Source organism: Comamonas fluminis, from assembly GCF_019186805.1.
Classification (GTDB): domain Bacteria; phylum Pseudomonadota; class Gammaproteobacteria; order Burkholderiales; family Burkholderiaceae_C; genus Comamonas; species Comamonas fluminis.
In genome coordinates this window covers 3,533,334-3,554,602 of sequence record NZ_CP066783.1, presented here as the reverse complement: position 1 = coordinate 3,554,602, position 21,269 = coordinate 3,533,334, and the positions used below count along the sequence as shown (strand labels likewise).

23 protein-coding genes and 1 pseudogene are annotated in these 21,269 nt (G+C 56.7%); 7 read left to right on the top strand and 17 right to left on the bottom strand.

Features of this window, described 5'->3' with window-relative positions; all coding sequences use genetic code 11:
- Position 1 precedes the first annotated feature (1 nt).
- The 3 genes from JDW18_RS16465 to JDW18_RS22755 form a co-directional block, all read right to left on the bottom strand.
- Positions 2 to 427, bottom strand: coding sequence for an HD domain-containing protein (locus tag JDW18_RS16465; RefSeq protein WP_218240480.1), 426 nt, complete (start codon positions 425 to 427; stop codon positions 2 to 4).
- Between the two features lie 1,279 nt (positions 428 to 1,706).
- The gene (locus JDW18_RS22760; RefSeq protein WP_218240478.1) at positions 1,707 to 1,910 is read right to left on the bottom strand and encodes a hypothetical protein; all 204 of its coding nucleotides are present in this window, start codon (positions 1,908 to 1,910) and stop codon (positions 1,707 to 1,709) included.
- A 102-nt stretch (positions 1,911 to 2,012) separates the two neighbouring features.
- Complete coding sequence (locus JDW18_RS22755; protein WP_218240476.1) at positions 2,013 to 2,180, bottom strand: hypothetical protein; 168 nt, start codon at positions 2,178 to 2,180, stop codon at positions 2,013 to 2,015.
- Positions 2,181 to 2,776: 596 nt separating this feature from the next.
- Between JDW18_RS22755 and JDW18_RS16450 the strand changes: the two genes are divergently transcribed.
- On the top strand, positions 2,777 to 3,820 hold the full coding sequence (locus tag JDW18_RS16450) for a glycosyltransferase (RefSeq protein WP_246610007.1): 1,044 nt from the start codon (positions 2,777 to 2,779) through the stop codon (positions 3,818 to 3,820).
- Between the two features lie 27 nt (positions 3,821 to 3,847).
- Here the strand turns inward: JDW18_RS16450 and JDW18_RS16445 are convergent, their stop codons facing one another.
- The 11 genes from JDW18_RS16445 to JDW18_RS16395 form a co-directional block, all read right to left on the bottom strand.
- Positions 3,848 to 4,879: a site-specific integrase gene (locus JDW18_RS16445; RefSeq protein WP_246610005.1), complete on the bottom strand. Its 1,032-nt coding sequence runs from the start codon at positions 4,877 to 4,879 to the stop codon at positions 3,848 to 3,850.
- Between the two features lie 17 nt (positions 4,880 to 4,896).
- Positions 4,897 to 5,106: a DUF4224 domain-containing protein gene (locus tag JDW18_RS16440; protein ID WP_218240473.1), complete on the bottom strand. Its 210-nt coding sequence runs from the start codon at positions 5,104 to 5,106 to the stop codon at positions 4,897 to 4,899.
- A gap of 337 nt (positions 5,107 to 5,443) precedes the next feature.
- Positions 5,444 to 5,659 (bottom strand): hypothetical protein, encoded by a 216-nt coding sequence (locus JDW18_RS16435; protein WP_218240472.1) that lies wholly within the window; start codon positions 5,657 to 5,659, stop codon positions 5,444 to 5,446.
- A 25-nt stretch (positions 5,660 to 5,684) separates the two neighbouring features.
- A complete protein-coding gene (locus tag JDW18_RS16430; protein ID WP_218240470.1) occupies positions 5,685 to 5,912 on the bottom strand; it encodes a hypothetical protein in 228 nt (75 codons plus the stop codon).
- 1 nt (position 5,913) lies between these two features.
- Positions 5,914 to 6,480 (bottom strand): nucleoside triphosphate pyrophosphohydrolase family protein, encoded by a 567-nt coding sequence (locus tag JDW18_RS16425; protein ID WP_246610003.1) that lies wholly within the window; start codon positions 6,478 to 6,480, stop codon positions 5,914 to 5,916.
- Positions 6,481 to 6,501: 21 nt separating this feature from the next.
- Entirely contained in the window at positions 6,502 to 8,616 is a 2,115-nt protein-coding gene (locus JDW18_RS16420; RefSeq protein WP_218240468.1) for a replication endonuclease, read from the bottom strand.
- Positions 8,617 to 8,622: 6 nt separating this feature from the next.
- Positions 8,623 to 9,099, bottom strand: a complete 477-nt coding sequence (locus tag JDW18_RS16415; RefSeq protein WP_218240466.1) for a hypothetical protein — start codon at positions 9,097 to 9,099, stop codon at positions 8,623 to 8,625.
- A 2-nt stretch (positions 9,100 to 9,101) separates the two neighbouring features.
- Positions 9,102 to 9,251 (bottom strand): hypothetical protein, encoded by a 150-nt coding sequence (locus JDW18_RS16410; protein ID WP_218240465.1) that lies wholly within the window; start codon positions 9,249 to 9,251, stop codon positions 9,102 to 9,104.
- Complete coding sequence (locus JDW18_RS16405) at positions 9,248 to 9,886, bottom strand: hypothetical protein (protein ID WP_218240464.1); 639 nt, start codon at positions 9,884 to 9,886, stop codon at positions 9,248 to 9,250. The genes JDW18_RS16410 and JDW18_RS16405 overlap by 4 nt, the downstream gene beginning before the upstream one ends.
- Positions 9,887 to 9,976: 90 nt before the next feature.
- Positions 9,977 to 10,522: an Ogr/Delta-like zinc finger protein gene (locus JDW18_RS16400; RefSeq protein ID WP_218240463.1), complete on the bottom strand. Its 546-nt coding sequence runs from the start codon at positions 10,520 to 10,522 to the stop codon at positions 9,977 to 9,979.
- A gap of 7 nt (positions 10,523 to 10,529) precedes the next feature.
- Positions 10,530 to 10,988 (bottom strand): hypothetical protein, encoded by a 459-nt coding sequence (locus JDW18_RS16395; RefSeq protein ID WP_218240462.1) that lies wholly within the window; start codon positions 10,986 to 10,988, stop codon positions 10,530 to 10,532.
- A 66-nt stretch (positions 10,989 to 11,054) separates the two neighbouring features.
- On the opposite strand from JDW18_RS16395, the gene JDW18_RS16390 reads away from it, so the two are divergent.
- The 6 genes and pseudogenes from JDW18_RS16390 to JDW18_RS16365 all read left to right on the top strand — a co-directional run bounded on the left by JDW18_RS16390 (position 11,055) and on the right by JDW18_RS16365 (position 16,217).
- The gene (locus JDW18_RS16390) at positions 11,055 to 11,402 is read left to right on the top strand and encodes a helix-turn-helix domain-containing protein (RefSeq protein WP_218240460.1); all 348 of its coding nucleotides are present in this window, start codon (positions 11,055 to 11,057) and stop codon (positions 11,400 to 11,402) included.
- A 773-nt stretch (positions 11,403 to 12,175) separates the two neighbouring features.
- Positions 12,176 to 12,400 (top strand): annotated as a pseudogene (locus JDW18_RS22870) (BRCT domain-containing protein); the annotation flags it as partial.
- A 42-nt stretch (positions 12,401 to 12,442) separates the two neighbouring features.
- Positions 12,443 to 13,441 (top strand): BRCT domain-containing protein, encoded by a 999-nt coding sequence (locus JDW18_RS22865; protein WP_218243949.1) that lies wholly within the window; start codon positions 12,443 to 12,445, stop codon positions 13,439 to 13,441.
- 46 nt (positions 13,442 to 13,487) lie between these two features.
- Entirely contained in the window at positions 13,488 to 13,796 is a 309-nt protein-coding gene (locus JDW18_RS16375) for a YdcA family protein (protein ID WP_218240459.1), read from the top strand.
- A gap of 66 nt (positions 13,797 to 13,862) precedes the next feature.
- Positions 13,863 to 15,332, top strand: coding sequence for a hypothetical protein (locus JDW18_RS16370; protein ID WP_218240457.1), 1,470 nt, complete (start codon positions 13,863 to 13,865; stop codon positions 15,330 to 15,332).
- 27 nt (positions 15,333 to 15,359) lie between these two features.
- Positions 15,360 to 16,217, top strand: a complete 858-nt coding sequence (locus tag JDW18_RS16365) for a DUF6216 family protein (protein WP_218240455.1) — start codon at positions 15,360 to 15,362, stop codon at positions 16,215 to 16,217.
- 26 nt (positions 16,218 to 16,243) lie between these two features.
- Here the strand turns inward: JDW18_RS16365 and JDW18_RS16360 are convergent, their stop codons facing one another.
- Genes JDW18_RS16360 through JDW18_RS16350 form a run of 3 tightly spaced genes read right to left on the bottom strand, consistent with a single transcriptional unit; the run spans position 16,244 to position 21,260 of the window.
- The gene (locus tag JDW18_RS16360; RefSeq protein ID WP_218240453.1) at positions 16,244 to 17,392 is read right to left on the bottom strand and encodes a contractile injection system protein, VgrG/Pvc8 family; all 1,149 of its coding nucleotides are present in this window, start codon (positions 17,390 to 17,392) and stop codon (positions 16,244 to 16,246) included.
- 5 nt (positions 17,393 to 17,397) lie between these two features.
- Entirely contained in the window at positions 17,398 to 17,844 is a 447-nt protein-coding gene (locus JDW18_RS16355) for a phage tail protein (RefSeq protein ID WP_218240452.1), read from the bottom strand.
- Positions 17,845 to 17,846: 2 nt separating this feature from the next.
- Positions 17,847 to 21,260 (bottom strand): phage tail tape measure protein, encoded by a 3,414-nt coding sequence (locus JDW18_RS16350; RefSeq protein WP_218240450.1) that lies wholly within the window; start codon positions 21,258 to 21,260, stop codon positions 17,847 to 17,849.
- Positions 21,261 to 21,269: the final 9 nt, after the last annotated feature.

The window sequence follows — 21,269 nt, the reverse complement described above, 5'->3', positions numbered from 1 at the left end:
TTCAGTGGGTAGCAAGAAGAATGGCTCTGACCTGCTCGTACTCGCGCAGCCGGGCGTAATCCTTGTCTGTGGGGCTGGCAATGCGCGACAGATCCATGTTTTCGGCGTTGTCAGCCAGCTTGACGGTGCGCGCAATCGGGTCTGCTGCAGCGCGCAGGGCTGCTTCAAGCCGTGTCTCGCCCTTGCGCTTGGTCAGTGCATCAATTGCTTGCAGCACTTCGGCAGGAAAGCCTTCGTGCTCCAGGTTTGCAAGCGTGATGGGTGTGTCCTCCACCACATCGTGCAGAACGGCTGCCATCTTTTCGTGTTCCGTCTCAACGCGATTCATCACGCGGATGGGGTGAAAAATATAGGGCTGTCCAGCCTTGTCCACCTGTCCTGCATGGGCGGAGCTGGCGATCTCAATGGCGCGGTCCAGAGTTGACATCTGCTTCCTTGTTCAATCCGATTGCGATGGATTCATCATAACAAATGAAATCAAATTGATCTCATTTTTCGGATCATTTTAATCTGATGTTGTTTTGAGGCAAACCTTCCTGGCAGGTGATAGCCATGAGGGCAGAGGAAAAGAAGTGCTGCACTCAAGCCTTTTCGAGTGCTTTGGCTTGGGCGGTGAGGTGCTGCAGATTCACACCATGTTTGGGCACAGGCAGTTCTTGCGAATGCGGCAGGGCTCCATCGCAGGAAATTGAAACTGCTAACGCCATGGTTTTTGGCGGAAACAGAGTTTTGTGTGAATGAAAACGAAAAAGAAAAAAGCCGTTAAGTCTTTGAAACTTAACGGCTTTTCTGTATGTGGTGCCCGGGGCCGGAATCGAACCGGCACGCCTTGCGGCGGGGGATTTTGAGTCTTATTGCATAACCTGTACAGGCTGGCTTTGAGGCGAGCTTTAGGCGCAAAGTCAGAACCGATACGCCATTCTGTTGGCTGTACTTTGCGCCTATGAATTCTCAATCCGCTGAGAGTTGTGTCATGCGTTAATCACCACAGACCACGGAAGCGTAAAGAGCACCTGTCCATTCTGAAAAGTTTTGAGTTCCTCCACTAACCCGGACTTGGAGAATACTTTCGGAGGGAATAAGGAGACTTCCTTGCTCAGAGATGTTGCATGAAGGGGTTGATTTACCAACGGTGCAATTGAAAGTGTTAATGGGAGTGCCAGGGGGGGCTGACAGAGGTGTTGAGCTCAGAAGCTCCAATTTGTAAGTGGATGTTAAACCGGCTAGAGTCCCGGACAGGGTCGCTAGAAACTTTAGGTTGTTGCATGCTCTAGGTATTAGGACTCCGTTGTCCACGGACTGTGTCCATCCACTACCTGTCGTCATGTAGTAAACGTTGCTGCTTGTTGATGCTTGGGTCGCTCCCCAGTTATTTGCATCATTAATGTAGTAAGAATAGGTTACAGGTCCACTTGCTCCGGTGGCGCCGGTTGCACCAGTTGCTCCTGTACTACCTGTCGCACCAGCTGGACCTTGAGCGCCCGCGGGGCCCGTTGCGCCGGGTGCGCCAGTGCTTCCTGTCGCGCCCTGGGCACCTGTTGCACCGGCAGGCCCTTGCGCGCCTGTAGGGCCTGTCGCTCCGGTTGAACCTGTGGACCCGGTCCCAGTTGCACCAGCAGGACCTGTTGCACCGGTCGCTCCATCAGCTCCTGTCGGGCCTGCAGCACCGGTAGATCCCGTCGCGCCAGTAGCTCCTGTTGGGCCGGTCAGGCCAGTTGAACCTGTTGCTCCGCCAATACCTGTGGACCCTGTTGCGCCTGTCGGGCCTGCTGCGCCGGTGGATCCAGTTGCACCGGTTGCACCTGCAGGACCTGTTGCGCCAGTGGCACCGCCCGCGCCTGTAGAGCCTGTTGCACCCGTCGAGCCTGCCGCACCAGTAGATCCAGTTGCACCTGCAGGGCCAGTTGCACCAGTGGCGCCGCCTACGCCTGTAGAGCCTGTTGCACCTGTCGGGCCTGCCGCACCAGTAGATCCAGTTGCACCTGCAGGGCCAGTTGCACCAGTGGCGCCGCCTACGCCTGTAGAGCCTGTTGCACCTGTCGAACCTGCAGCACCCGTAGATCCAGTTGCACCTGTGGCACCTGCAGGGCCTGTTGCTCCAGTGGAGCCTGTTGCACCGGCAGGGCCGGTGGCACCTGTAGCACCATCAGCCCCTGCTGCTCCATTAGAGCCGGTTGCACCGGTTGCACCTGTCGCGCCGGTGGCACCAGTGGCTCCTTTCAAAGTACCAATAGTCGAGCCCCAAACATTTCCGGATTTGGGGCCATACAGCGCATACGTGCTGATATCGACATAGAAGTCGCCGTCACGGCCCACAGTGCTTGCGGGTGCGCGCGTACCAGTAATCAGAACGGCGCCAGGCGTGTATCCAGGCTGGCCCTCTGCTCCAGCAGGGCCTTCTACGCCAGCAGGGCCAGCAGGGCCAATCAGCGTCAGTGGGTCAGTGGGCCATGCTCCATTTGCTTTGGGTCCATAGAGCTTGCCTGTGGAGCTGTCCAAATAAAAGTCGCCATCTTTGCCGACTGTGCTGGCTGGTGCAGTCTTTGCCCCAAGCAGCACAAAGCCAGAGGTGGTGGGGACGCTGGCTTCGCCTCCATCATCTCCACCGCCACAGGCTGACAAAGAAATTGTGAGACCAACCAGTAAACTGGCAAGAAGCGGATTGACAGAAGTTCGCATTTTTAAAGCTCCACGGATAGGCCGTGGATTCTGCTTTCCTTGCTCCCTTTTTTGATTTCAATTTCTCGCCATGTCAGAAAAAAGCATCAGTTTGAGCATGATCGTGAAAAACGAGGCTCCTGTAATAAAGCGCTGCCTCGAATCTGTTAAGCCGTGGATTGATCGATGGGTCATCGTTGACACGGGCTCTACTGATGGGACGCAGCAGCTTGTGCAGGAGGCGATGGCCGGTATCCCCGGCACGCTCTATGAACGGCCTTGGGTTGACTTTGCGCACAATCGAAATGAGGCCTTGGTCTTTGCTCAATCCGACGCTGACTATGTGCTTTTCATCGATGCGGATGAGCAGCTGCAACTACCGTCAGGCTTTCAGTGGCCAGAGCTGGATGCTGATGGATATCTCTTCAAATGCATTCTGAATTCGACCCAGTATTCTCGAAACAGCTTGATCTCTACCCGTCGGAATTGGGCGTGGGAAGGCGTGATTCACGAGTACTTGACCTGTCCTGAGCCTCATCAATGGGAATTGCTTGCTGGACCAGAAATTCACGTCAGCAGAGATGGAGCCAGAGCCAGAGACCCATCCACATATCTCAAAGACATTGAGGTGCTCAAAAAAGCACTTGCAAAGCAGTCGGATCATCCTCGGTACACCTTCTATCTTGCCCAAAGCTACCGGGATGCTGGCCTGCTGTCTGAGAGTCTGCAGCAATACGAAAAACGGATGGGAATTCAAGGCTGGGCCGAAGAAACTTGGTATGCCGCATTCCAGGTTGCAGTACTGATGGAAAGGCTACAGCGCTCCAGTACGGATGTGCAGCAGGCATATTTGCGCGCTTATGCACTGCGCCCAAGTCGGGCAGAGCCTCTTTACGAGCTGTCCAGATATCTAAGGCTGCAGGGGCATATGACTTTGGCTCACCTCTATGCCTTGCGTGCTTCTCGCATCAAGAAAACAGAGGATCTGTTGTTTGTCGATGCGTCTGTCTATGAATGGCGGGCTCTGGATGAGCTGGCCAGCTCTGCATGGTATGCCGGTGCTCTGGAAGATGGGCGAATGGCTTCTGAACAGCTACTCGCCGAAAGACGGTTTCCCGAGGCGGAGAGAGCACGGATTGAAAGCAACAGCAAGTTTTATTAATCACGTGCGGGGAAAATCCGCACACATTCACCGCACTGCCTTCAACCGCGTAGCCCGCGTCCGGTAGTGCTTGCGCGTCACGTTCACGCTGCTGTGGTCCAGCAGCTTTGATGCTTCATCGATGTCTTCAGCCAGGTTCGCTGCGAAGCTGCGCATGTCGCGCAGGTACATCTGGCGGATGCGTTTGCCCAGTTCATCGTCGCCGGTGACTTCGGCGCGGTAGGCCGCGGCATCGCGGGCGTCTTCCCAGCGGCGGGAGATCATGCGGTAGGTCACCGGCAGACCATTGGGCAGCACCAGCAGATTGGGGCAGAGCGTGTCCACCAGCTCGCGGCGCTGGACGATGCGGGTGAGCACCGGAGAATCGGCAATGTCGAACTCAATGGCGCCTTTGACCTTCTGGGTCTTGTTGGCGATGCGCTTGAGCAGGCCATTCCTAGGCATCTCCACCGCAATCACATCCTTCAGGCGCATGCCCGTGGCGGATGCCGTATCCATGCTGTCACGCAGTACCTGATCGGCCTGGGCGTACACGGCGCGAAATAGCTCAGGCGTTACCTCAAAGACCCGGGCGTTTTCCTCATTTTTCCAGCCACGAATGCCCTCGGCAGGCCATGGGGTGCGGGTCATGCCCCAAAGCTTGGCCTTGCCCCAGATCAGACGCAGCAGTGACATTTCACGGTTGCCCTGTGTCTTTGCGGTACGCAGGTCCAGATACTGGCGCAGCGTGGGTAGGTCCACCTCATCCCAGACCATCTGGCCAAACACGGGCCGGATGGTGCGCAGGTTCTTCAGGTAGCCTGCATAGGTATCCGCGCTGTACTTGGGCAGCTCCCGCTCTTCCCAGCGTGCAAAGGCTTCCTCGATTCTGCCAATGTCCTGCGGACGGAGGTTATGCAACTCATCCCACTTCTGCAGGGCCTTGGCATAGTCCGTGCCCAGGCGAATGTCGGGCTTGTTTTCCTTGCGCATGTCGTACACGTAGTAGACATAAGCCTTGCCACCCTTGCCCTTGTAGACCTTGGTGCGCAAGCGCGGGTACTTGGTGACTTTGGGCATCTTCTGCTCCTTGCTTTCTATCGGATGGCGCCCAGGTTCATGCCGCTTCGCGTCAGCGTGACCTTGCCTTCCAGCCAATTGCGGACATGTTCCCGCGAAACGATGATGCGCTTGCCGTCCTGCTGATGAGGGATGCTGCGCAGCTTGAGCCAGTGGGACTTATGCGAGTTCTCGCTGCCGCCGGTGAGACGGCTCAGTTCCTGGTTGCTCAGGTATTCGTTGTTCATGTGCGTCCTCTTTGGGGCAAACCAGCATTTGCGCGAGAGTGGTGCTCTACAAATTCAACAATGTTGGAGAACACTGATTCGTGATCTGCCGGGAGCTGGTGTTCCTTGGGTTGCCATTTGCATGTATTTCTTCGATAAATCGCCAGTCCTGCGCAACGACTACCTGCATGAACATGGCACTCCACAACGGCATCCGAGTGACACAGGCGCGCATACTCTTCTGGTGTGCTTCCTCCGAGCCAACCGGCCAATGCATCACGTCGGAGAGGGCAATCACTGCAAGGCTTGATGAGAGGCTTCGTTGCTGCAACTGCTTCGCCTATCGCAATCAGTTTTTTCATGCTTGCCCACCTTCTTCCACACGCTCAACACGCAGCACGCCCTTGCCGCTGGCTAGGTGGGCGCGAGCCTCGGCCTGAGTGGCGTTGCTTGCCTTCAGGCGAATCGTGGGCAGCAGACCGGCGTCGGCCAGGTCTTCAAGGTTTTCTGAGCTCGCATTGAGCGGGATGAGGATGGCGCGGTAGCTGTGCAGCGCTGTGATTGCGTGGTCCATGGTGATGGCTCCTGTGGTTTGTCGGTCAGACGGCTTGTTTGAAAAGTGGCAGCACTTGCGCGCCTTGCTCCAGCTCCAGCGACTGCTGGGCCTGCTGAAATTCGGCTGCAGCGGCTTCGCGCTGGGCCTTGGCCTGCTCGCGCTTGATGGCGGCAAAGCGTTTGGCCAGATCGGTGCTCTCTGAGCGCGTGTACTTGAAGCCCGCCGACTGATCGACGGCGGCGCGGCTCGGTTCGGTGCGGCGGGCGGTCATATCAGTACGCCTTGCCGCCAGCGGCTTGTCGGGTGGCCAGCTTGTGATCGGGGCGCTGGGCGTTGAATGCCAGCTTTTCCTGTATCGCTCCACCCAGATCCATGTCGTAGGCACCAGCAAGATCAAAGATCCGGATCACGGCGTCGGCCAGCTCCACTTCGCGCATAGGGCGATGCGGCAGCTTGTCATCCATGAGGTTCTTGCGATCACCTTCCATGGCTTCCGACACCTCGCTGACGATCAGCATCAGCTTGTTGGAAAAGCAGTAGGGGTTGTTTTGCACTGGCTCACCAGTTGCGGGGTGTTGCCACCAGCCCGCACGCTTGGCTGCGCCGTGGCAATTCAGCTGCAGCGCTCCCGCTGCATGCTCTACCGTGGTGAAGCTCACCCATGCATCAAACCAGGCAATTGCCGCAGCTTGGGTTACTGGGCTCAGGTAGGCATCGCCCGACTTCTGCAGATCGAATATTCCGGCGTACAGGCCTTCAAATTCTTCGCGCAGCGTTTTGACGCCAGATTGAGTATTCATATCGACTTCTCCTGTGGTGTTGACGGTGTTTTCAGACATGGCGATTCCTCCTGTGATGGATCAATGGGCGTTTTTGAAGAAATGGGCGGCTTGCTGAAAGCGGTTGGCCAGTGCTTGGCGCTGGTAGGCGGCTGAATCGGGGTCCAGGCGGCTGTTTTGCTGGCCTGATTCACGGTTTTTGCTGATCGATATCTGTTCAGCGGCGGCGCCCTGAAGGCGGCCCGTGAAGTTATTGAAACCAGTCCAAGCGGCAGGCAAAGCCTGCCGTGTCTGCGCCTCTTGGCCTGGGGTGTTGATGACGCCATCCGCGTCTGCAGCCACACCTTCGGCGTCTGCAGCCACACCTTCGGCGTGTGCTGCCATGGGCTTTTCTGTGCAGTGGCTCCACGCAATGCGGCGGCTCACCAGCCAGTGACCGCGTGCGCGGCCCGTTTGGATCTCTACGCCGCGCACTGGCCCTACGGTCAGCTCATCGCCATACATATTGGTTGCGCCAGCTTTGGCGGCGCGGCGGGCAGGGCGCAGCAGCCAGTCATGGCGCTTGCAGCTATGGCCGCCCATGGCCTGCATGAACGCACGCCAGTCGGCGCGCACCTCACCGTCGCGGTGGCAGGCCTGATAGGCGCGCTGCACTTTGTGCTGGGTTTCTTGGCAAAACAGATCCAGCTGCTCGGGCTGGTCTTTGCTCACGCGGCGCAACTCGCGCCACACCGTTACGCTGGGCATGCCGAAGGCTTGAAACTGGCGAATGCCCCAGGTGGCGGCCCATGCGTCCACGCGGCGCTGGGCGGCCATGCCATTGGTGTCGGTCAGCTCTGGTTGCACTGGTTGGTCAAGGCCCAGACGCATCTGGATCTCTTGGCCCATCACCACATCCATGTGCTCGGCCAGGGCGATGTGGCCTACGTTCTTGGCGATGTACTTGGCCACATAGCCAGCAGCGCCGCCAGCTTCCATGCGCTTCACATCCACGCGGTTTTCTTGCGCGCCGCGCTCGTTACCGTCTTCGCTCAGCCAATATTTGCGGATGACTGCGACCAGCTTTCGGGCCGCCGCCTTGTCTTCCGTCCACACCAGCATGTGCCAGTGTGGTGTACCGTCGTGGTGTGGTTCCACTACGCGCAGGCCATAGCGCTTGATTTGCTCGCGGTCCAGCTTGGCCAGTACGCGCTTCCACAAGGCCAGCATCATTTGCTGGCACTCACGTGGGTCAGCACCGTTGAACTTTGGGTTGCGCTCGGCCCAGCGCCTGCTGCCCTGGCCCACCAGCCGCATGGCGTGGTACTTGCTGGGTGCAGTCAGCGTGAGGAACAGGCCCACATGGCCATGGGCATCGGCGTACTCTTCGGCGCCGCGAATGCGCGTCATCAGCTCACCGCCGCGAATGGTCGGGTTGGATGTGCTCAGTGCAGACAGCTCTGCCAGGCTGTAATGCTGGCCCGCTTCATTCTTGAAATACGTGCGACCCAGCGCCTCTGCATTGCGTGCCAGCTGACCCTTGCGGCGGTGCAGGCCGCTATGACTCACATAGCCGCCGCTATTGAGGTGCACCAGCCCCATATTGATGGCGCCAGCCTCCACCACCCGGGCGATGTGACGACGCAGACGGCGGCGCCACCAGCGGGCGCACTTGGCACTGGCGATGTCGGATTCACCCTCAATGGGCTTGCTGACTTCAACCCCCAGCAGATCCACAATCCGGCGCACCGCATCGACCCGGGCCTGCAGAATCACTTTGGGCGATGCAGGCTGCAGCTTGGGAAAGCTCAGCGTGCTTGTGGCATGCACCGCGATGCGGTTGTCAAACTCCTCCACATCCTCGGCCAGCTTTTTGGCCCAGGCGCAGATCTCGTCATCGCTCATGTTCAGGCGCAGCGCATCGCCATACCGGTCTTCATAGTCGGCCAGCGCTTGCAGCTGTGTCCATGCCTGCTCGCTCTCGGTTGGCAGGCCCAACTCCCAGCGTGCGTATTCCTTGGAATCCATGGCCACGCCTGCAGGCGGCATGGGGGCCGTCTGGATAAAGCGGGCGCGGATGGCGCTCTGCCACTCGCGTGGTGCGGACTCGATGATGCGCGCCAGGTGGTGGTCCACATGCGCTTGCTTGGGCAGGTGGCGCAGCCACTCCCTGAAGCTGGATGTGACGCGCTTGCGCGGGATGAGCGATACAGCCATGGCCAATTACCAAAGGCTGGTGAGCGCGACCAAGCGCCCGGAGTTGCGCTTGATGGCGCGGGTAGCCGCCTTGATGGCTGCGCGCTCTGGCGGCGGCGTCTCGCGCCAGTCACGGCCTGCCAGCTCCTGCAGATTGCCGCTGACCTTTGCCAGTAGCAGAATCACCATGCGCAGCTCTTCAGGCAGGCCAAACCACTCCTGATTTTCTGCATCGATATAGCCACGGCCAGACTGCTTGCGGTACTTCTTGCGCAGCACTTCCAGTTGCTTGCGCACCTTCAGCGGCATGGGCACGGCATCGCTCTCGCGCAGCGGGCCCCAGGCCTCAGTGGTAATGCGCAGCAGATCCACTGCACCGGGCAGCAAAGGCGTGGGCTCAGCAGGCTGATGCAGTGCCTGAGGCAGTTCAGCCTCCACCAGCGCGGCTGGAGCCAGCTTGGGCGGCAGCATGACCAGGGCATTGCGTAAAGGCTGCGCGTCCATGCTCAGACCCTCACGCAGGACAGATACCAGCAGTCTTTGCCGTAGAGCCCTTCGACAAACTCCACAGCGGCCACGCGGGACTGGGCACCATTGACGAAGATGCGGCGACGCACATGCAGCGCGTCCACATGGGTAACTGCAAAGCGGCTCATGCGGCACCGCCTTGAGCCTTCTGCTCAGCAGTCATCATTCGGGCGCGATAGGCGGCGGCTTTGAGGGCGTTAGCTAGCTCATCGGCGGCATCTGGCGTAAGGAATCCAGGCAGACCTTGCGAGCCAGCGGCAAAGCCGTGATGGCAGTACGTCATCAGCTGCACTTCGGGCGTGCTCATGTGTTCAAGCTGATTGGCAAACACGCGGTAGGCCACGCCACCTGTCTTGGCGTCTACATAGTCGTCAGTGGTCTGCTCGTAGTGCAGCCAGTCATCGACTTCCACGACCTCGCTGGGTGTGCCCAAGGCATGAATCTGGCGCAGCTTCCGCACACCATTGGCTAGCCCCTGCATGATGCTTTCAGCGCGCAGAGGTGTCATTCCCATGCCCAGGTTGAACCCGCCTTCAATCCCGCCCACTGTCATCGTGAGATAGGCGTCCTTGTAGCTGTCACCGCTTCCAAGCCGGGTATAGATGCTTACATCCAAACCATCAAAGCGCAGGCTTGCGTGACTCTGAAAATGTGTCGAGTGCTGAGTTGGCTGCAGCACCTGCTCAGCCTTCAATGGCTGGTGCGCCATGGGCTTTGCGCTGTCTTGCGCTGCGGTGGTTTCGTGGTTCAAAACGGCTGTCATGGCTTGCCTTTCAGGTTTTTGGGCGTAAGAAGGGCCGCAGGGCCTGAAAACAGGCTCTGTCAGCGGGTAGGGAAGGGGAGTGAAAAAGCGCTAGCTGCGCGGTGGGTCTGGGGGCTGGCCGACGAACAGGTCACCGGTCACAGGTTTGGTCAGCACGGCCTGATGCGGGGCTGCGCGGGCGAAGTCCATCTGGGCGCGCACCAAGTCGCGGCGCACGTGGCTGGATAGGGGCAAGTCCACCGATGGGTCGGGCGTAGCGCTGGGCGATACCGTGCGCTGAATCTCCATGCTGGCCACAAACGTGTGGCCGCATTCGTAGTTGGTGCAGCAGTAGGCGTACTCGCGGGTCAGTTTGCTCATGCGGCGGCTGGTGCGAATCACGCAAGGGTGCTCGCAGTGTGGGCACTCCAGGCGGGTGCGCTCGCGAGGCAGATCGCGCTCTGCGTGGTGTGCGGCATCGCCCAGATCAGTGCCATCCGCGTTCTCTGCGTTACAGCCTTGCCCGGTTTGTCCCACGGACTGAGGGGCTGGCACGCCCATGCTTACCTTGCGCGCACCTACGGCCAGAGCCGCCTGCGAAAAACTACGATGGGCCGCAAGACCGGGTTCTGTATCAAAAGGGTTTGTCACAGACATGGGCACCTCACTCATTGCTGATTGCGCCAAAGGCAGGCATGTCTGCCAGCAGGTGCTGCACCCGCTGGCGGTAAATGGGCATGCCCATGCGAAACACCACGCGGGCAAAGTTGCCGGGGCGGCGGCCGGTTTCGGATGCCATGGTCTCCACCGCCTCGCGCTCGCTGGGCTGCAGGCGCATGGCGATGGGCTTTTCATTCACCAGGCCACTGGCCGCCTGCCAGCGGCTGCGCGCAGGCTGGGCCATATCGACGCGCAGTGTCAGATAGCCCTGCTGGCGGTACACAGCCAAGCCCAGCAGATAAATCATGCGGGCGAAGTTGCCAGCGGGCAGGTCTTCGGCATGGGCAAAGTGCAGGACTTCATCCAGCTCTGCGCGACCCAGGCGTATGGCAATCGGCTTGTCCACTGTCGCGCTGGCCAGCGCGGCACGCGGGGAGGGCTGGGTGTTGGCTGTGGTGGTCATGTACGATGAGAACTGAGATTTACAACGTAAGCGCATCATTGCACTGAAAAAAGTGCACGTCAATAGATGAGTGAAATTAAATATGTGCAAATAGGAGAGCGCCTTAGGGAGGAGCGGCTGAGGCTTGGCATTTCCCAGGTCGATTTCGCAGCCGCTTGTGATGCTTCACGGAATGCACTTTTGCAGTGGGAGAAGGGCGAAACCGCGCCCAATGCAGGCGTGCTCGCGCTGATGGCAGGTCTAGGTGTCGACGTGCTCTACGTGGTAACCGGCACCAAGGCGGGAGAGTCGGATAGCACGCTTGCTCCTCAAGAACGTGACTTACTGCACATTTTTCGGAGCACTTCCGATCAGGGGCGTGCTTTTTTTAGATCCGCGGTGGACTACGTCGCTTTTGTAGATCAACGTAAATGAGATAGAACTGTTTAAAAGGCTGAAGGCTCGGAGAGGCCGCAGCTTAAATAGGAGAGGGAGGAACCATGGATGAAACATTCAGAGGGCTTCTGCTGCTTTGCATCGCCCCAGCAATAGGCATCTGGTTTTGGAGTCGTTTAGCGAAAAAGCACAAAAGTCTTTCACCGCTTCTCAAGCATGCCTTGGGCAGCACTTTAGGTGTCGTGTCTTTCTTGGCCGCCGGGGTGTTCATTGTTGCAACGACAAGCCCTGATACAGGTGCGCGAGTCTGGACGTTGATTGTCTTGAGTGGGGTGTTTGTTGCTGCTGCATTCTTCCTGACTCGCTCAGCATCACCAAGCAACGCGCCACAATCTGCTGTCAGCTCTGCGAATGTGGCGGTCTCTTCTGCAGAGATTGAGACGCCCTATACGCCCCCCAATCTCAAAGAAGATGTGGCACTTTCACTGCATGCCGTTCAGCCGGCTGATGCGTTATTGAGTGCGGCAGTCAAGGGCGCTGTCGTCGCCACGTCGCCTGCTTCATTAGTTGACGATGTGTTGCCTGCAGCGCTTGCCATTACTGCGGATGGGCCTGCTGCACCAGTCGCCATTGCCGTGCCCTCACAGACATCAGCACCTCTGCCAGAGCCAGCGGTTCAAGCCAGCACACCCATCCAAGAACCGTGGCCAGCTGTTGCAGTTCACTCCGCCACAAGTCCCTTGCCTCTAGCTAAAGCGGTAGCCACCAGCATGCCCATGGCCGCCCTAAGCAAAACTAGTGAGCCGGGCTTCACGCAGACATTGCAAGGGAAGCGAGTGGTCTTTACGGGAACGCTGCCTAGCCTTGATCGGTCCGAGGCAGTGGAGCTTGCCCAAGCCGCAGGTGCGACGGTGACCCAGGCGGTCAACAAAAAAACGCATTACGTCATATGCGGCAACGAGGCTGGCAGCAGGTTGATCAAAGCCCAAGAGCTGGGCGTGCCGGTGATCGACGAGGCTGGCTTTCTCGCGCTGCTGCCGCCAGAGCCTGTCACAGCAGTGGGGACGACAGCAGCACCGATGAAAGCGCCGACGGGCGCTGAATCGGAACCAAAGAGGGGGAGTGAAATGCAAGAGCTCGTGCCGTGCTTTGGTACTGGAGAGAGCTTTGCAGGAAAGAGAGTGGCTCTATTGGGAGAGTTGCCCACTCTCGATAAAAAAGAAGCTAAGCGGTTGCTTGAGGCAGCTGGTGCGACAGTGGTTAATGCCGTGAACCTAGACACCAAGTTTGTAGTGTGTGGTTTTGACGGCGGCAGTAAGCAGGCAAAGGCCGAAGAATTGGGGATTGCGGTTCTGGACGAAGCCGCGATGCTGGCCATGATTCCAGATGGTCTCAAAGAGCCAAAGGCCGCTGAGCCAATAAATAAAGCAAAGAGGGGGAGAACTATGGATGAGCAATTCATTCCTAAGAGTGGAGTCAATCGCGAGCGCAGAACAGAGAGGGCCTGCGCGCAGTTGCTGGGCCTGATTGCGGGCATTACGGCTGACGGCCATTTGCACGATATGGAGATCCAGTTTCTACGCACCTGGCTGGCTGAAAAGCAGCATGAGGCAGATCACTGGCTTTACGACAAGCTGGTCAAGACCATTGACCACATCCTGTCCGACGGCGTAATCACAGAGGCCGAGCGCGCCGAGCTGATGGCCGAACTGAAGGCCGCTTCAGGCGTGGACTTTGCTGACACTGGCAGCGTGACGCCAGAGACGATGGCTTTCCCTGCTGATGACGGCGAGGTGCTGCTGGCGGGCCGTAATGTCTGCTTGACCGGTAAATTTCACTTTGGATCACGCGGCGATGCGGCGGCCGCAACCCAGGCTGTTGGTGGCATCTGTGTGGACCGTGTGACCAAGACCACGCATTACTTGGTCATTGGATCGGCGGGCGCAACCGTCTCTTGGAAGCAGGCGACCTATGGGCAGAAGATTGACTCTGCCATGAAGCTCAAGGAGCAGGGGCATCCGATTCTGATCGTGACGGAAGAGCAGTGGACAGCTGGGCTTGCTGTCGCGCAGGTTTGACGTTTTGAATGCTTCTGTTTTGAGAGCTGCACTCGCTTGTGCAGTCATGGCTTTGGCTGCTTTTCATGTGAATGCGGCGAACTACCCCTGCTCTGGCAAAAAGGGCGGGGTGGCTCATTGCGCGGGTGAGCAGTTTGTCTGCAATGACGGATCGATCAGTGGCTCCAAGCGCAGCTGCAGCGCCGAGATGGGCGGCGGCGGTGCCAGCCGTTCCCTGGGGCTGATGTCGCAGTCCAAGTCTTCCCCGTCTGCTGGTGGTGACTGCAGCTGCCGCAGCGGCAATATCTGCACCGGGCCGCGTGGCGGGCAGTATTGCTATTCGGATTCGGGGCGCAAGAGTTATGTGCGGCGGTGAGACCGCTATGTCGTTCGACTAATTATGTCGACTGACATGAACCAAAAAATGTAAGGGGAAAATATTGTGAGCCGATGGACTAACTCAGCTAATCAGCACCCATTTAAAAAATCATGGGAAGTGCTCTTGATAACCGTTCAAGAATTGGCTATCGATGAAAGCACCTCGGCCGGCACAGTGGAAGAGTTGGCAAGGCTTAAGAAAGTTTTGTCATTTTTAGGAAGCATAATTGATAATTTGGATGCTGAATTAATGCCGTTGGCAATATATTCAACCTGTCATCAATATTCTGAGAACTGCCGTCATGAGATAAATCAATATAAGGGAACTCAAAACTCTGGATATTTAGTCAATGCGAACGAATATGCAGATATGTTGATTGCTCAGCTTAGACCGTATTTGGTAATTCCTGAACAGTACATAAAAGCTTATGGAATCGCTCAAAAATCATATATAGAGCAGTTTGATGACTACATATTATCATTAGAACAAGCTGCAAAAAAGGCACAATCTTCTCTTTCTATTGCAAGTGGAGAGGCAGTTGCACAAAAAAAGAGATTTGATGAGATAGAGGCAAGAATCAAAGGATTTGATGATTACCTATTTTTGAACATAGATGAGAAAATTTCCACTGAGCAACGTGTAAAAAACCTAGTGGAGAAAATATCGACGGATCAAAAGTCAGTAGCAGATCTACACGATAAATTGCTCGTGGGGCCTGAATCGACTTCGCAGTTGGTTGGAGGTTATCAGCGCGATATCGATAACTTGCGAAATAGGTTAACTGAGTTAACTAATGCCTCGGAAAAAGAGCATGAAGAATTAAGGCAGTTCTATCAAAGAGTATTCGGTTCTTCGCCCGGTGTAGACGGGAAAGTTGATAGCATTGGACTTAAGCAGGAAATTGATGATCGACTTAAACAGCTTGGAGTTTTTGAGGGTGAACATCAAACTCGACATAATGCGATGTTCGAGAAAGTTGAATCTCTCTTGCCTGGGGCAACTAGTGCAGGCTTAGCAACAGCCTATAAATCGCTGAAAGACTCATTCAATAAACCCATTAAAAACTATACGATAGCGTTTTATTGTGCATTGGTTGTTTTGCTATTATCTGGAATTTTTATGATTATTGATTTCACTAGCGATCCTTTAAAGATTGAACTTGTGAAAGCGCATGATTGGACTGAGATGCTGAAAACGCTCCTAGTTCGCGCACCAGTTGTGATTCCAGTAGTTTGGTTTGCAGTGTTCTCTGCTACTCGCAGAAGCCAGTATGAACGACTCCAGCAAGAGTACGCGCACAAAGAGGCGCTTGCGTCGTCTTATGAAGGCTACAAGAAGCAGCTTCAGGACCTGAAGGGTGATGCAGAAGACTTGCAGAAGGATTTGATTGCCAAGTCGATCAATGCAATCGCTTACAACGCTTCAGTAACGTTGGATGGTAAGCACATAGAAAAGCCACCTGCTTTTCAGATTCTTGAAAAGCTCAACGCAGATGAACTGAAAAAGATAATTGAGCTTGTGCGCGGTAAGTAAATATTAAAATATTTATCGATAGAAGATATGAGTAATGCAGATGTTGTTGACGGAATTGGTTCAATCGCTAGTTCATTTCCGATTTTTGGAGGATTAATTGTAGGGTGTATTGTTGCTATTTGTCTTTTTCTTTGTATCTACCGAGCCAAATCAATAAACTTCCTTTTGGATAGAATATGGATATTTTTTGGTGGCAAGTTGGAATTTAATGACAAAGAACTTAATAATGACTGGGAGATTATTAGAGACTTGGAGCTGTTCCGATATAGGTATGGATTCGATGTGGAAACTAAAGATCATGTTAGGTCATTGAGAACTTGGCTTACCTCTAATAACGTGAACTTCCTTGAGCTTCGCAAGATTTCCAACCTCTTTGATGCACGGCTTGGTCGTATTAGAAAAAGCAGTTTTAAGTCGGATATTGTTATTAATAGTGTTCTTATTTCAGCTCTCGTATTATTTATTATTATTTCTAATATTTATTTAAATACAAATGATGCACAATTTGTCGTTGTTGAAACAGAGAAAAATTTTCATTTTGATGGAAAAAAGCTGTCCATTTACGATGAAAAATTTAGCCGTAGGCAGTGCGATGTGATGACTGCTGGAGCATATCCAGAGCCTGGCAATGATTCTGATAATAAGACATTTAACACGTACATCGCATGTGGAATATTTAGCGTTGAAGGAAAAAAATTCTATCAAGATACGATAAAAAAATCAAAAGCATTTTCTGCTGGAATTTCTGTTGCGTGTTTCTTAATGATTATAGTTTTCGTATATCAGATAATGAAATATATAATGGCCTCCAACATTAATAAAAGAATTGAAGAATATAGTAAATATAAAAAATTGAAAAATAATGAAGATATCGGAATTGAGTAATTATTTGAATGTCAGTTAAAAATTAATCAATCATTTGCTTCGTCCCCTCCATCGACCCCTTCACTCTGCTGCGTCTCCAGCGTGAGCTGGCTGGTGTAGCCGCTGCTGCTCAAGGAGTGACGCACAGCGGTGACCATCCACACGGTTTCATCGATCTGCTTTTTCCAGCCGCTGACGACCACGGGGCGCTGGGGCATGACGTCGGCACGGCCGTAGGCAAGCGTGATGTCGAAGGAGTAGATGCCGCGCTGGATGCGTAGCCATTCGGCACGGGCGGCGGCCAGGGCGTCAGCTTCATTGGCGAAGGTCTGGCGCAGGGTTTTGGCCCGCCCGCTGATGCCTGCCACCACGCTGGAGCGGGTGCCGCGCTTGATGTTGTTGTAGAAGGCTTTGACGCCGCTGTAGCTGTCGCGGTCTGAGCGGGTCCAGCGGTGCTGGTCGCCCGCGTTGCGGGTGATGGTGACGGGCGGCAGCTCTGTGCCGCTGGGTGTGCGGGCCTTGCGCGCCTGGCTGAATAACAGGGTGCCGTTTTTGATGTTGCACAGGCAGTCCATCTGGCGGCCCAGGCGGCGCAGGAATGAGGCGTCGGACTCTTGTGACTGATCGGCGTGGCCAATCTTGCGCTGCTCGATTTCCTTGTCGATGCTGACCTTGAGACTGTTCTGCGCGGCGATGCTGCGCACGATGGTGCCGACGGTGGTTTTGTGCCAGCTGCGGTCTTTCAGATCGCGCAGCTCATCGAGCAGGTTGGCAGCGCGGCCGCGCAGGGTGATGGTGTCCGGGGCGCCGCTGTATTCCACGGCCTGGATGGTGTAGCTGCCTTTGTCTACCAGCCCCAGGGGGAAGCCGCCCATTTCTTCCTGCGTGGGTGCGCGGTAGGGGCCGGTGCCACGGCTGAGCTGCCAGCCGATGGCCACGGTCATGGTGTCGCCGGTGTCGGGCAGCTCTACAGCACCGTCATGGTCGCTGATGGCGATTTCCACTTCATCAGCTTCGCCGTCTCGGTTGTCGGTGATGGTGAGGCTGATCAGGCGCGGGGCAAAGCGGGCCGATACGTCTTGCCCTTTGACGGTGACGCGCCAGATAGGTGTGAGCTGCAGAAAGAGGCGCTGGCCCCGGCCGCCGGTGGAGGTGGCATAGGGCTGGCGGTGGCGGATGTCGTCAATATCGCTCATGGTGATCAACTCAGGCTGACGGCTTCGGACATTTCAAGGTCGCCCATCCCATCGCTGTAAGCGGCATCGCCTTCATCGTCTTGATCGACGCGGCGCAGGGTGAGGCTGAATTCGATCTTGCGGGCCGTGCCGTCCACCTCGAAGTAGGTTTTGGTTTCCTGCATTTCGGTGATGACAAAGGCGCCGTACACGGTGCCGCTGCCTTCGACCAGGGCAAAGGCCAGGCCGGTGTTGCCCATCATGCGCAGCTCTTCCAGGCTGGCACGCTTGCCTTTGAATTCGGGCACCACGCTGCCGCTCAAGGTGATGATGTCCTCGCCATAGCCAAGGTACTGCGAGGTGTCTCGCCCGCCCACGATGGATTGGGTGGGGTGCTTCCAATAGGTGCGGCGCTGCAAGTCCTGGTAGGAGAGGGTGTCCAGGCTGAAGACAAAGAGGCCAAGGCAGAGCATGGTCAGAAACTCCAAGGATCGCTAAAGCTGTTTTTGAGTTTGTTGGCCTTATCACGGTCGCGCTGGTCGAGCTGACGCTGCACTTCGCGGGCCAACGCTTGGGCATCCATACCGGGGGCGGCGTGGATCTGGATGGTGATGGTGTCGCCCTGGATGACGGGCGCAGGGCGGGCAGCCGCAGGGGCACGCTGGGCCAGCGTGGGACGGCGGTCGATCTGCACGGGGTCGGCCAGCAGGGGAATGCTTGACTGGCCTACCGCAGGCAACTGCTGCATAGCGGGCGAGGCCATGACCGGCGCACCCAGCGTGAGGCCTGTGGCTGCTGCCATTGCCGCCGCAGATTTGCGCACCATGCCCAGCGTGCTCTCGATACCGATGGCGGCGCCTTCACCCACGTTCACGCCTGCGGCCATGAAGACGCGACTGGGGCTATGGATGCCCAGCTTTTCCTTGAACCAGCCCACCGCAGAATTGGCGGCCGCACCCACAGCATCGCGCACCATGGCCAGATTGCTGGTAATGCCGTTGACCAGGCCCTGAATGATGTTGGCACCGAACTCGGTGAACTTGGTGGGCAGCTCCACACCAAAGTAGCTCATGACGCCAGCGAATGCCTGGTAGAACAGACCCAGCGGGCTCCAGTTGATGATGGCTGTGCTGATGGTTTGCAACACTGCAGGGAAGGAACCGCCCAGCTGCTGCCAGAGGGTAGACGCCCCCGCGACCAGCGATGACCAAACCTGACCCAGCATGGATGTGATACCAGACCAAGCTGAAGAGGCGGTGCTGCTGATGCTTTGCCACATACCCGCAAAGAATCCAGACAGCCCGCCCCATACAGAACCAGCCATCGATACCGCACCAGACCAGAGAGCTGACAGTGTGGAGGCAATGGACTGCCATGCACTGATGGCGGTGGTCTGGATGCCTTGCCAGAGGCGAGAGAAGAGACGGGCCACAGTGGCTGCCACTGTGGCAATGGCTCCCAACATGCTAGTGATGCCGCCAATGACACCACGTGCAATGCTCAGCCCGAAGCTAAAGAACGTACCAACGAGGCGGGCCAGAGAGACTACCAAGCCAGACAGCCATGCACCCAGACTACGGCCAGCCTGAGTCGCGTTGGTCAATGCTTCTTGCGTCGCCTCCACGGGAGTGATGAGGCGTGTGAACCAGTCCCAAGCCTGCCCCAATTCATCTGTCAGCCAGTTCCAGATCGGGCGCAGTGGCTCCAGCATGGAGACCAAATCACCAAAGGCTGACGAGAGCATTTCCCCCAGCGGTGCCAGTCCACTGGTGAAGCCTTCCCAGAAGCCGCGCAGGAACGCCTTGATAGGCTCCCAGTTGCTGATTAGCGCGATGCCCGCCGCTGCTACCGCGGCAATTCCGAGAATCAGCCAGCCAAAAGGTGTAGCAAGCATGGCAGCGCCGAGCTTGGCAAATGCTCCAATCAGGCCAGTGATAGCACCGCCGAACATGGGAACTTTGATGCTGAGCATGCTGAACAGAAAGCGCATGAGCATGAACTTGCCTGCGATCAGGGCCAGAGGGATCAGCAGCGTACCCAGCACAACCATCAATCCCGCCAGCACGGCCACGGTGCGGGCAATGCCTGCGGTCAGTGCCGGGTGTTCTTTGACCCAGCCGCCAATGCTGCTGGTGATGTTGCCAATGGCTTTGATGACGTCCTTGGCATCGTTTTTGATGGTGTCGCCAATGTCGGCCATGACGTTGGTGAAGCCACCTTGTGCTGCCTCCATGACGTTACTCAGGGTGCTTAGCTGCTGGTCTACACGTTGTTTCAGGTCGGCCTGGGCTTCCATTTTGGCGACGACCTCGTCATAGCCTGCTTGCCCCTTGCTGATCATGGTATCCAGCGCTTGGATAGTTTCGCTGTCGTCGCCAAACAGGTCTTTGACAACGACAAGGCGTTGCTCAGTGGTGAGGTTGTTGAGCTTGCCCAGCTCTTTGTACATCTGCTCAATGGAACCGAACTCACCTTTGCCGTCGGTGAAGTTCAATTTCAAGTCGATGCCTTTTTCCACCTTCAGTCCATCGGTCACCTTCTTGATCTTGTCGGTGTTCATGGCCGACTGGAAGATCTTGCGGAAGGCGTTGCCAGCGGATTCACCTTTCATGCCGGTCTGGTCCATCATGACCAGCAGCGGGGCCAGCATCTTGCTGGCTTCCAGCCCGTCTTTGCGGATGACATTCATGATGGGCGACATCTTGGTGAAGCCCTGCAGCATGTTGCCGGAGTCCACGCCCAGATAAAAGGTACGCTGGATCATGTCCATCAGGCCCAGCATGTCCTTCTCGGTGGTGCGAGTGGCGTCTTGCATCTTGGCTGCGAACTCTGCAGCCTCTGTCACAGGCATGCGCAGCTGCACGCCCAGCAGGGCCGCAGCCTCACCGGTACCGCCCAGAATGGTCTGTGCAGACAGGCCCTGGCGACGCAGCATGGTCATCATCTCGATGAAGTCAGCGGTGGTGCCGGGCAAGCGGTCGCCCAGTCGCTTGGCCAATGCATCGATTTCTGTGAATTCCTTGGACACACTCCCGTCGGACAGCATCATGCTGGCGCTCAGCTGGGTGGTTGCATCTTCCTGCTGAGAGAACGCGCCCAGTGTGGCCTGCACCGGCCTTGCAATGGCTCGGCCGCCCGCCACCATGGCGACGCCTGCACCGGCGGCCATGCCGGTGTGGATCATGGCCTTGGCATGCTTGTCCTTGAGGGCGTTGACCTTTTCCTGTTGCTCACGAAGTCCCGCAAGGGTTTGTTTCTGGCGCTCCATGGCGGCCGTGGCGGCGGCGATCTGGGTTTTTTGGCTGCGCCAAGCCTGGCCCAGTTTGTCGGTGCTGAGGCCTGCACTTTCCAGGCGTTGCTGGTAGCCCTGCAGGCGTTCTTTGCCTTTGTTGATCTTGGCGCTTAGGTCGCCTATTTCACGGCCAGTGGCCGTCATGCCTTCCTTGGCACGGCGCATGCCTGCGGTACTGCGCTGGAAGGCTTTCTCGCTGGCCTGCAGTTTGTTGCGCATCAGTTCCAGCTCGCGGGAAAAGGCGGGCGTGACATTGGTGCCGTGCTCGATGCTTTGCATCATGCGCTTGTGCGCCTCACGCGCAGTGCGCACGGCTGCAGCATTTTCCAGATGCTTGGCGCGTTCGTCCTGCAGCTTGTCGTTGTAGTCGTTGCGGCGAAGTGTGAGTTTCTGCAGCTCGCTTTGCTGGCTGTGCAGCTGCATACGGGTCTGGCGGTAGCCGGTGATGTCTTGCTGGACTTTTTCCAGATCGCGCAGCTGGTCGCGGGTGGATTTGAGGGCGGCGGCCGCTTCTTTGCTGCCGGACTGGATGCTGCGCAGTGGGGCGAGGACTTTCTCGCGCAGATCCAGAATGAGTTGTACGCGCGCATCAGCCATGCACGACCC

Excerpts from the sequence above, each read along its gene's own strand:
- JDW18_RS16465 (WP_218240480.1), bottom strand. The coding sequence starts at position 427 with ATGTCAACTCTGGACCGCGCCATTGAGATCGCCAGCTCCGCCCATGCA.
- JDW18_RS16450 (WP_246610007.1), top strand. The coding sequence starts at position 2,777 with ATGATCGTGAAAAACGAGGCTCCTGTAATAAAGCGCTGCCTCGAATCT.
- JDW18_RS16445 (WP_246610005.1), bottom strand. The coding sequence starts at position 4,879 with ATGCCCAAAGTCACCAAGTACCCGCGCTTGCGCACCAAGGTCTACAAG.
- JDW18_RS16440 (WP_218240473.1), bottom strand. The coding sequence starts at position 5,106 with ATGAACAACGAATACCTGAGCAACCAGGAACTGAGCCGTCTCACCGGC.
- JDW18_RS16435 (WP_218240472.1), bottom strand. The coding sequence starts at position 5,659 with ATGGACCACGCAATCACAGCGCTGCACAGCTACCGCGCCATCCTCATC.
- JDW18_RS16430 (WP_218240470.1), bottom strand. The coding sequence starts at position 5,912 with ATGACCGCCCGCCGCACCGAACCGAGCCGCGCCGCCGTCGATCAGTCG.
- JDW18_RS16425 (WP_246610003.1), bottom strand. The coding sequence starts at position 6,480 with ATGTCTGAAAACACCGTCAACACCACAGGAGAAGTCGATATGAATACT.
- JDW18_RS16420 (WP_218240468.1), bottom strand. The coding sequence starts at position 8,616 with ATGGCTGTATCGCTCATCCCGCGCAAGCGCGTCACATCCAGCTTCAGG.
- JDW18_RS16415 (WP_218240466.1), bottom strand. The coding sequence starts at position 9,099 with ATGGACGCGCAGCCTTTACGCAATGCCCTGGTCATGCTGCCGCCCAAG.
- JDW18_RS16410 (WP_218240465.1), bottom strand. The coding sequence starts at position 9,251 with ATGAGCCGCTTTGCAGTTACCCATGTGGACGCGCTGCATGTGCGTCGC.
- JDW18_RS16405 (WP_218240464.1), bottom strand. The coding sequence starts at position 9,886 with ATGACAGCCGTTTTGAACCACGAAACCACCGCAGCGCAAGACAGCGCA.
- JDW18_RS16400 (WP_218240463.1), bottom strand. The coding sequence starts at position 10,522 with ATGTCTGTGACAAACCCTTTTGATACAGAACCCGGTCTTGCGGCCCAT.
- JDW18_RS16395 (WP_218240462.1), bottom strand. The coding sequence starts at position 10,988 with ATGACCACCACAGCCAACACCCAGCCCTCCCCGCGTGCCGCGCTGGCC.
- JDW18_RS16390 (WP_218240460.1), top strand. The coding sequence starts at position 11,055 with ATGAGTGAAATTAAATATGTGCAAATAGGAGAGCGCCTTAGGGAGGAG.
- JDW18_RS22865 (WP_218243949.1), top strand. The coding sequence starts at position 12,443 with ATGAAAGCGCCGACGGGCGCTGAATCGGAACCAAAGAGGGGGAGTGAA.
- JDW18_RS16375 (WP_218240459.1), top strand. The coding sequence starts at position 13,488 with ATGGCTTTGGCTGCTTTTCATGTGAATGCGGCGAACTACCCCTGCTCT.
- JDW18_RS16365 (WP_218240455.1), top strand. The coding sequence starts at position 15,360 with ATGAGTAATGCAGATGTTGTTGACGGAATTGGTTCAATCGCTAGTTCA.
- JDW18_RS16360 (WP_218240453.1), bottom strand. The coding sequence starts at position 17,392 with ATGAGCGATATTGACGACATCCGCCACCGCCAGCCCTATGCCACCTCC.
- JDW18_RS16355 (WP_218240452.1), bottom strand. The coding sequence starts at position 17,844 with ATGCTCTGCCTTGGCCTCTTTGTCTTCAGCCTGGACACCCTCTCCTAC.
- JDW18_RS16350 (WP_218240450.1), bottom strand. The coding sequence starts at position 21,260 with ATGGCTGATGCGCGCGTACAACTCATTCTGGATCTGCGCGAGAAAGTC.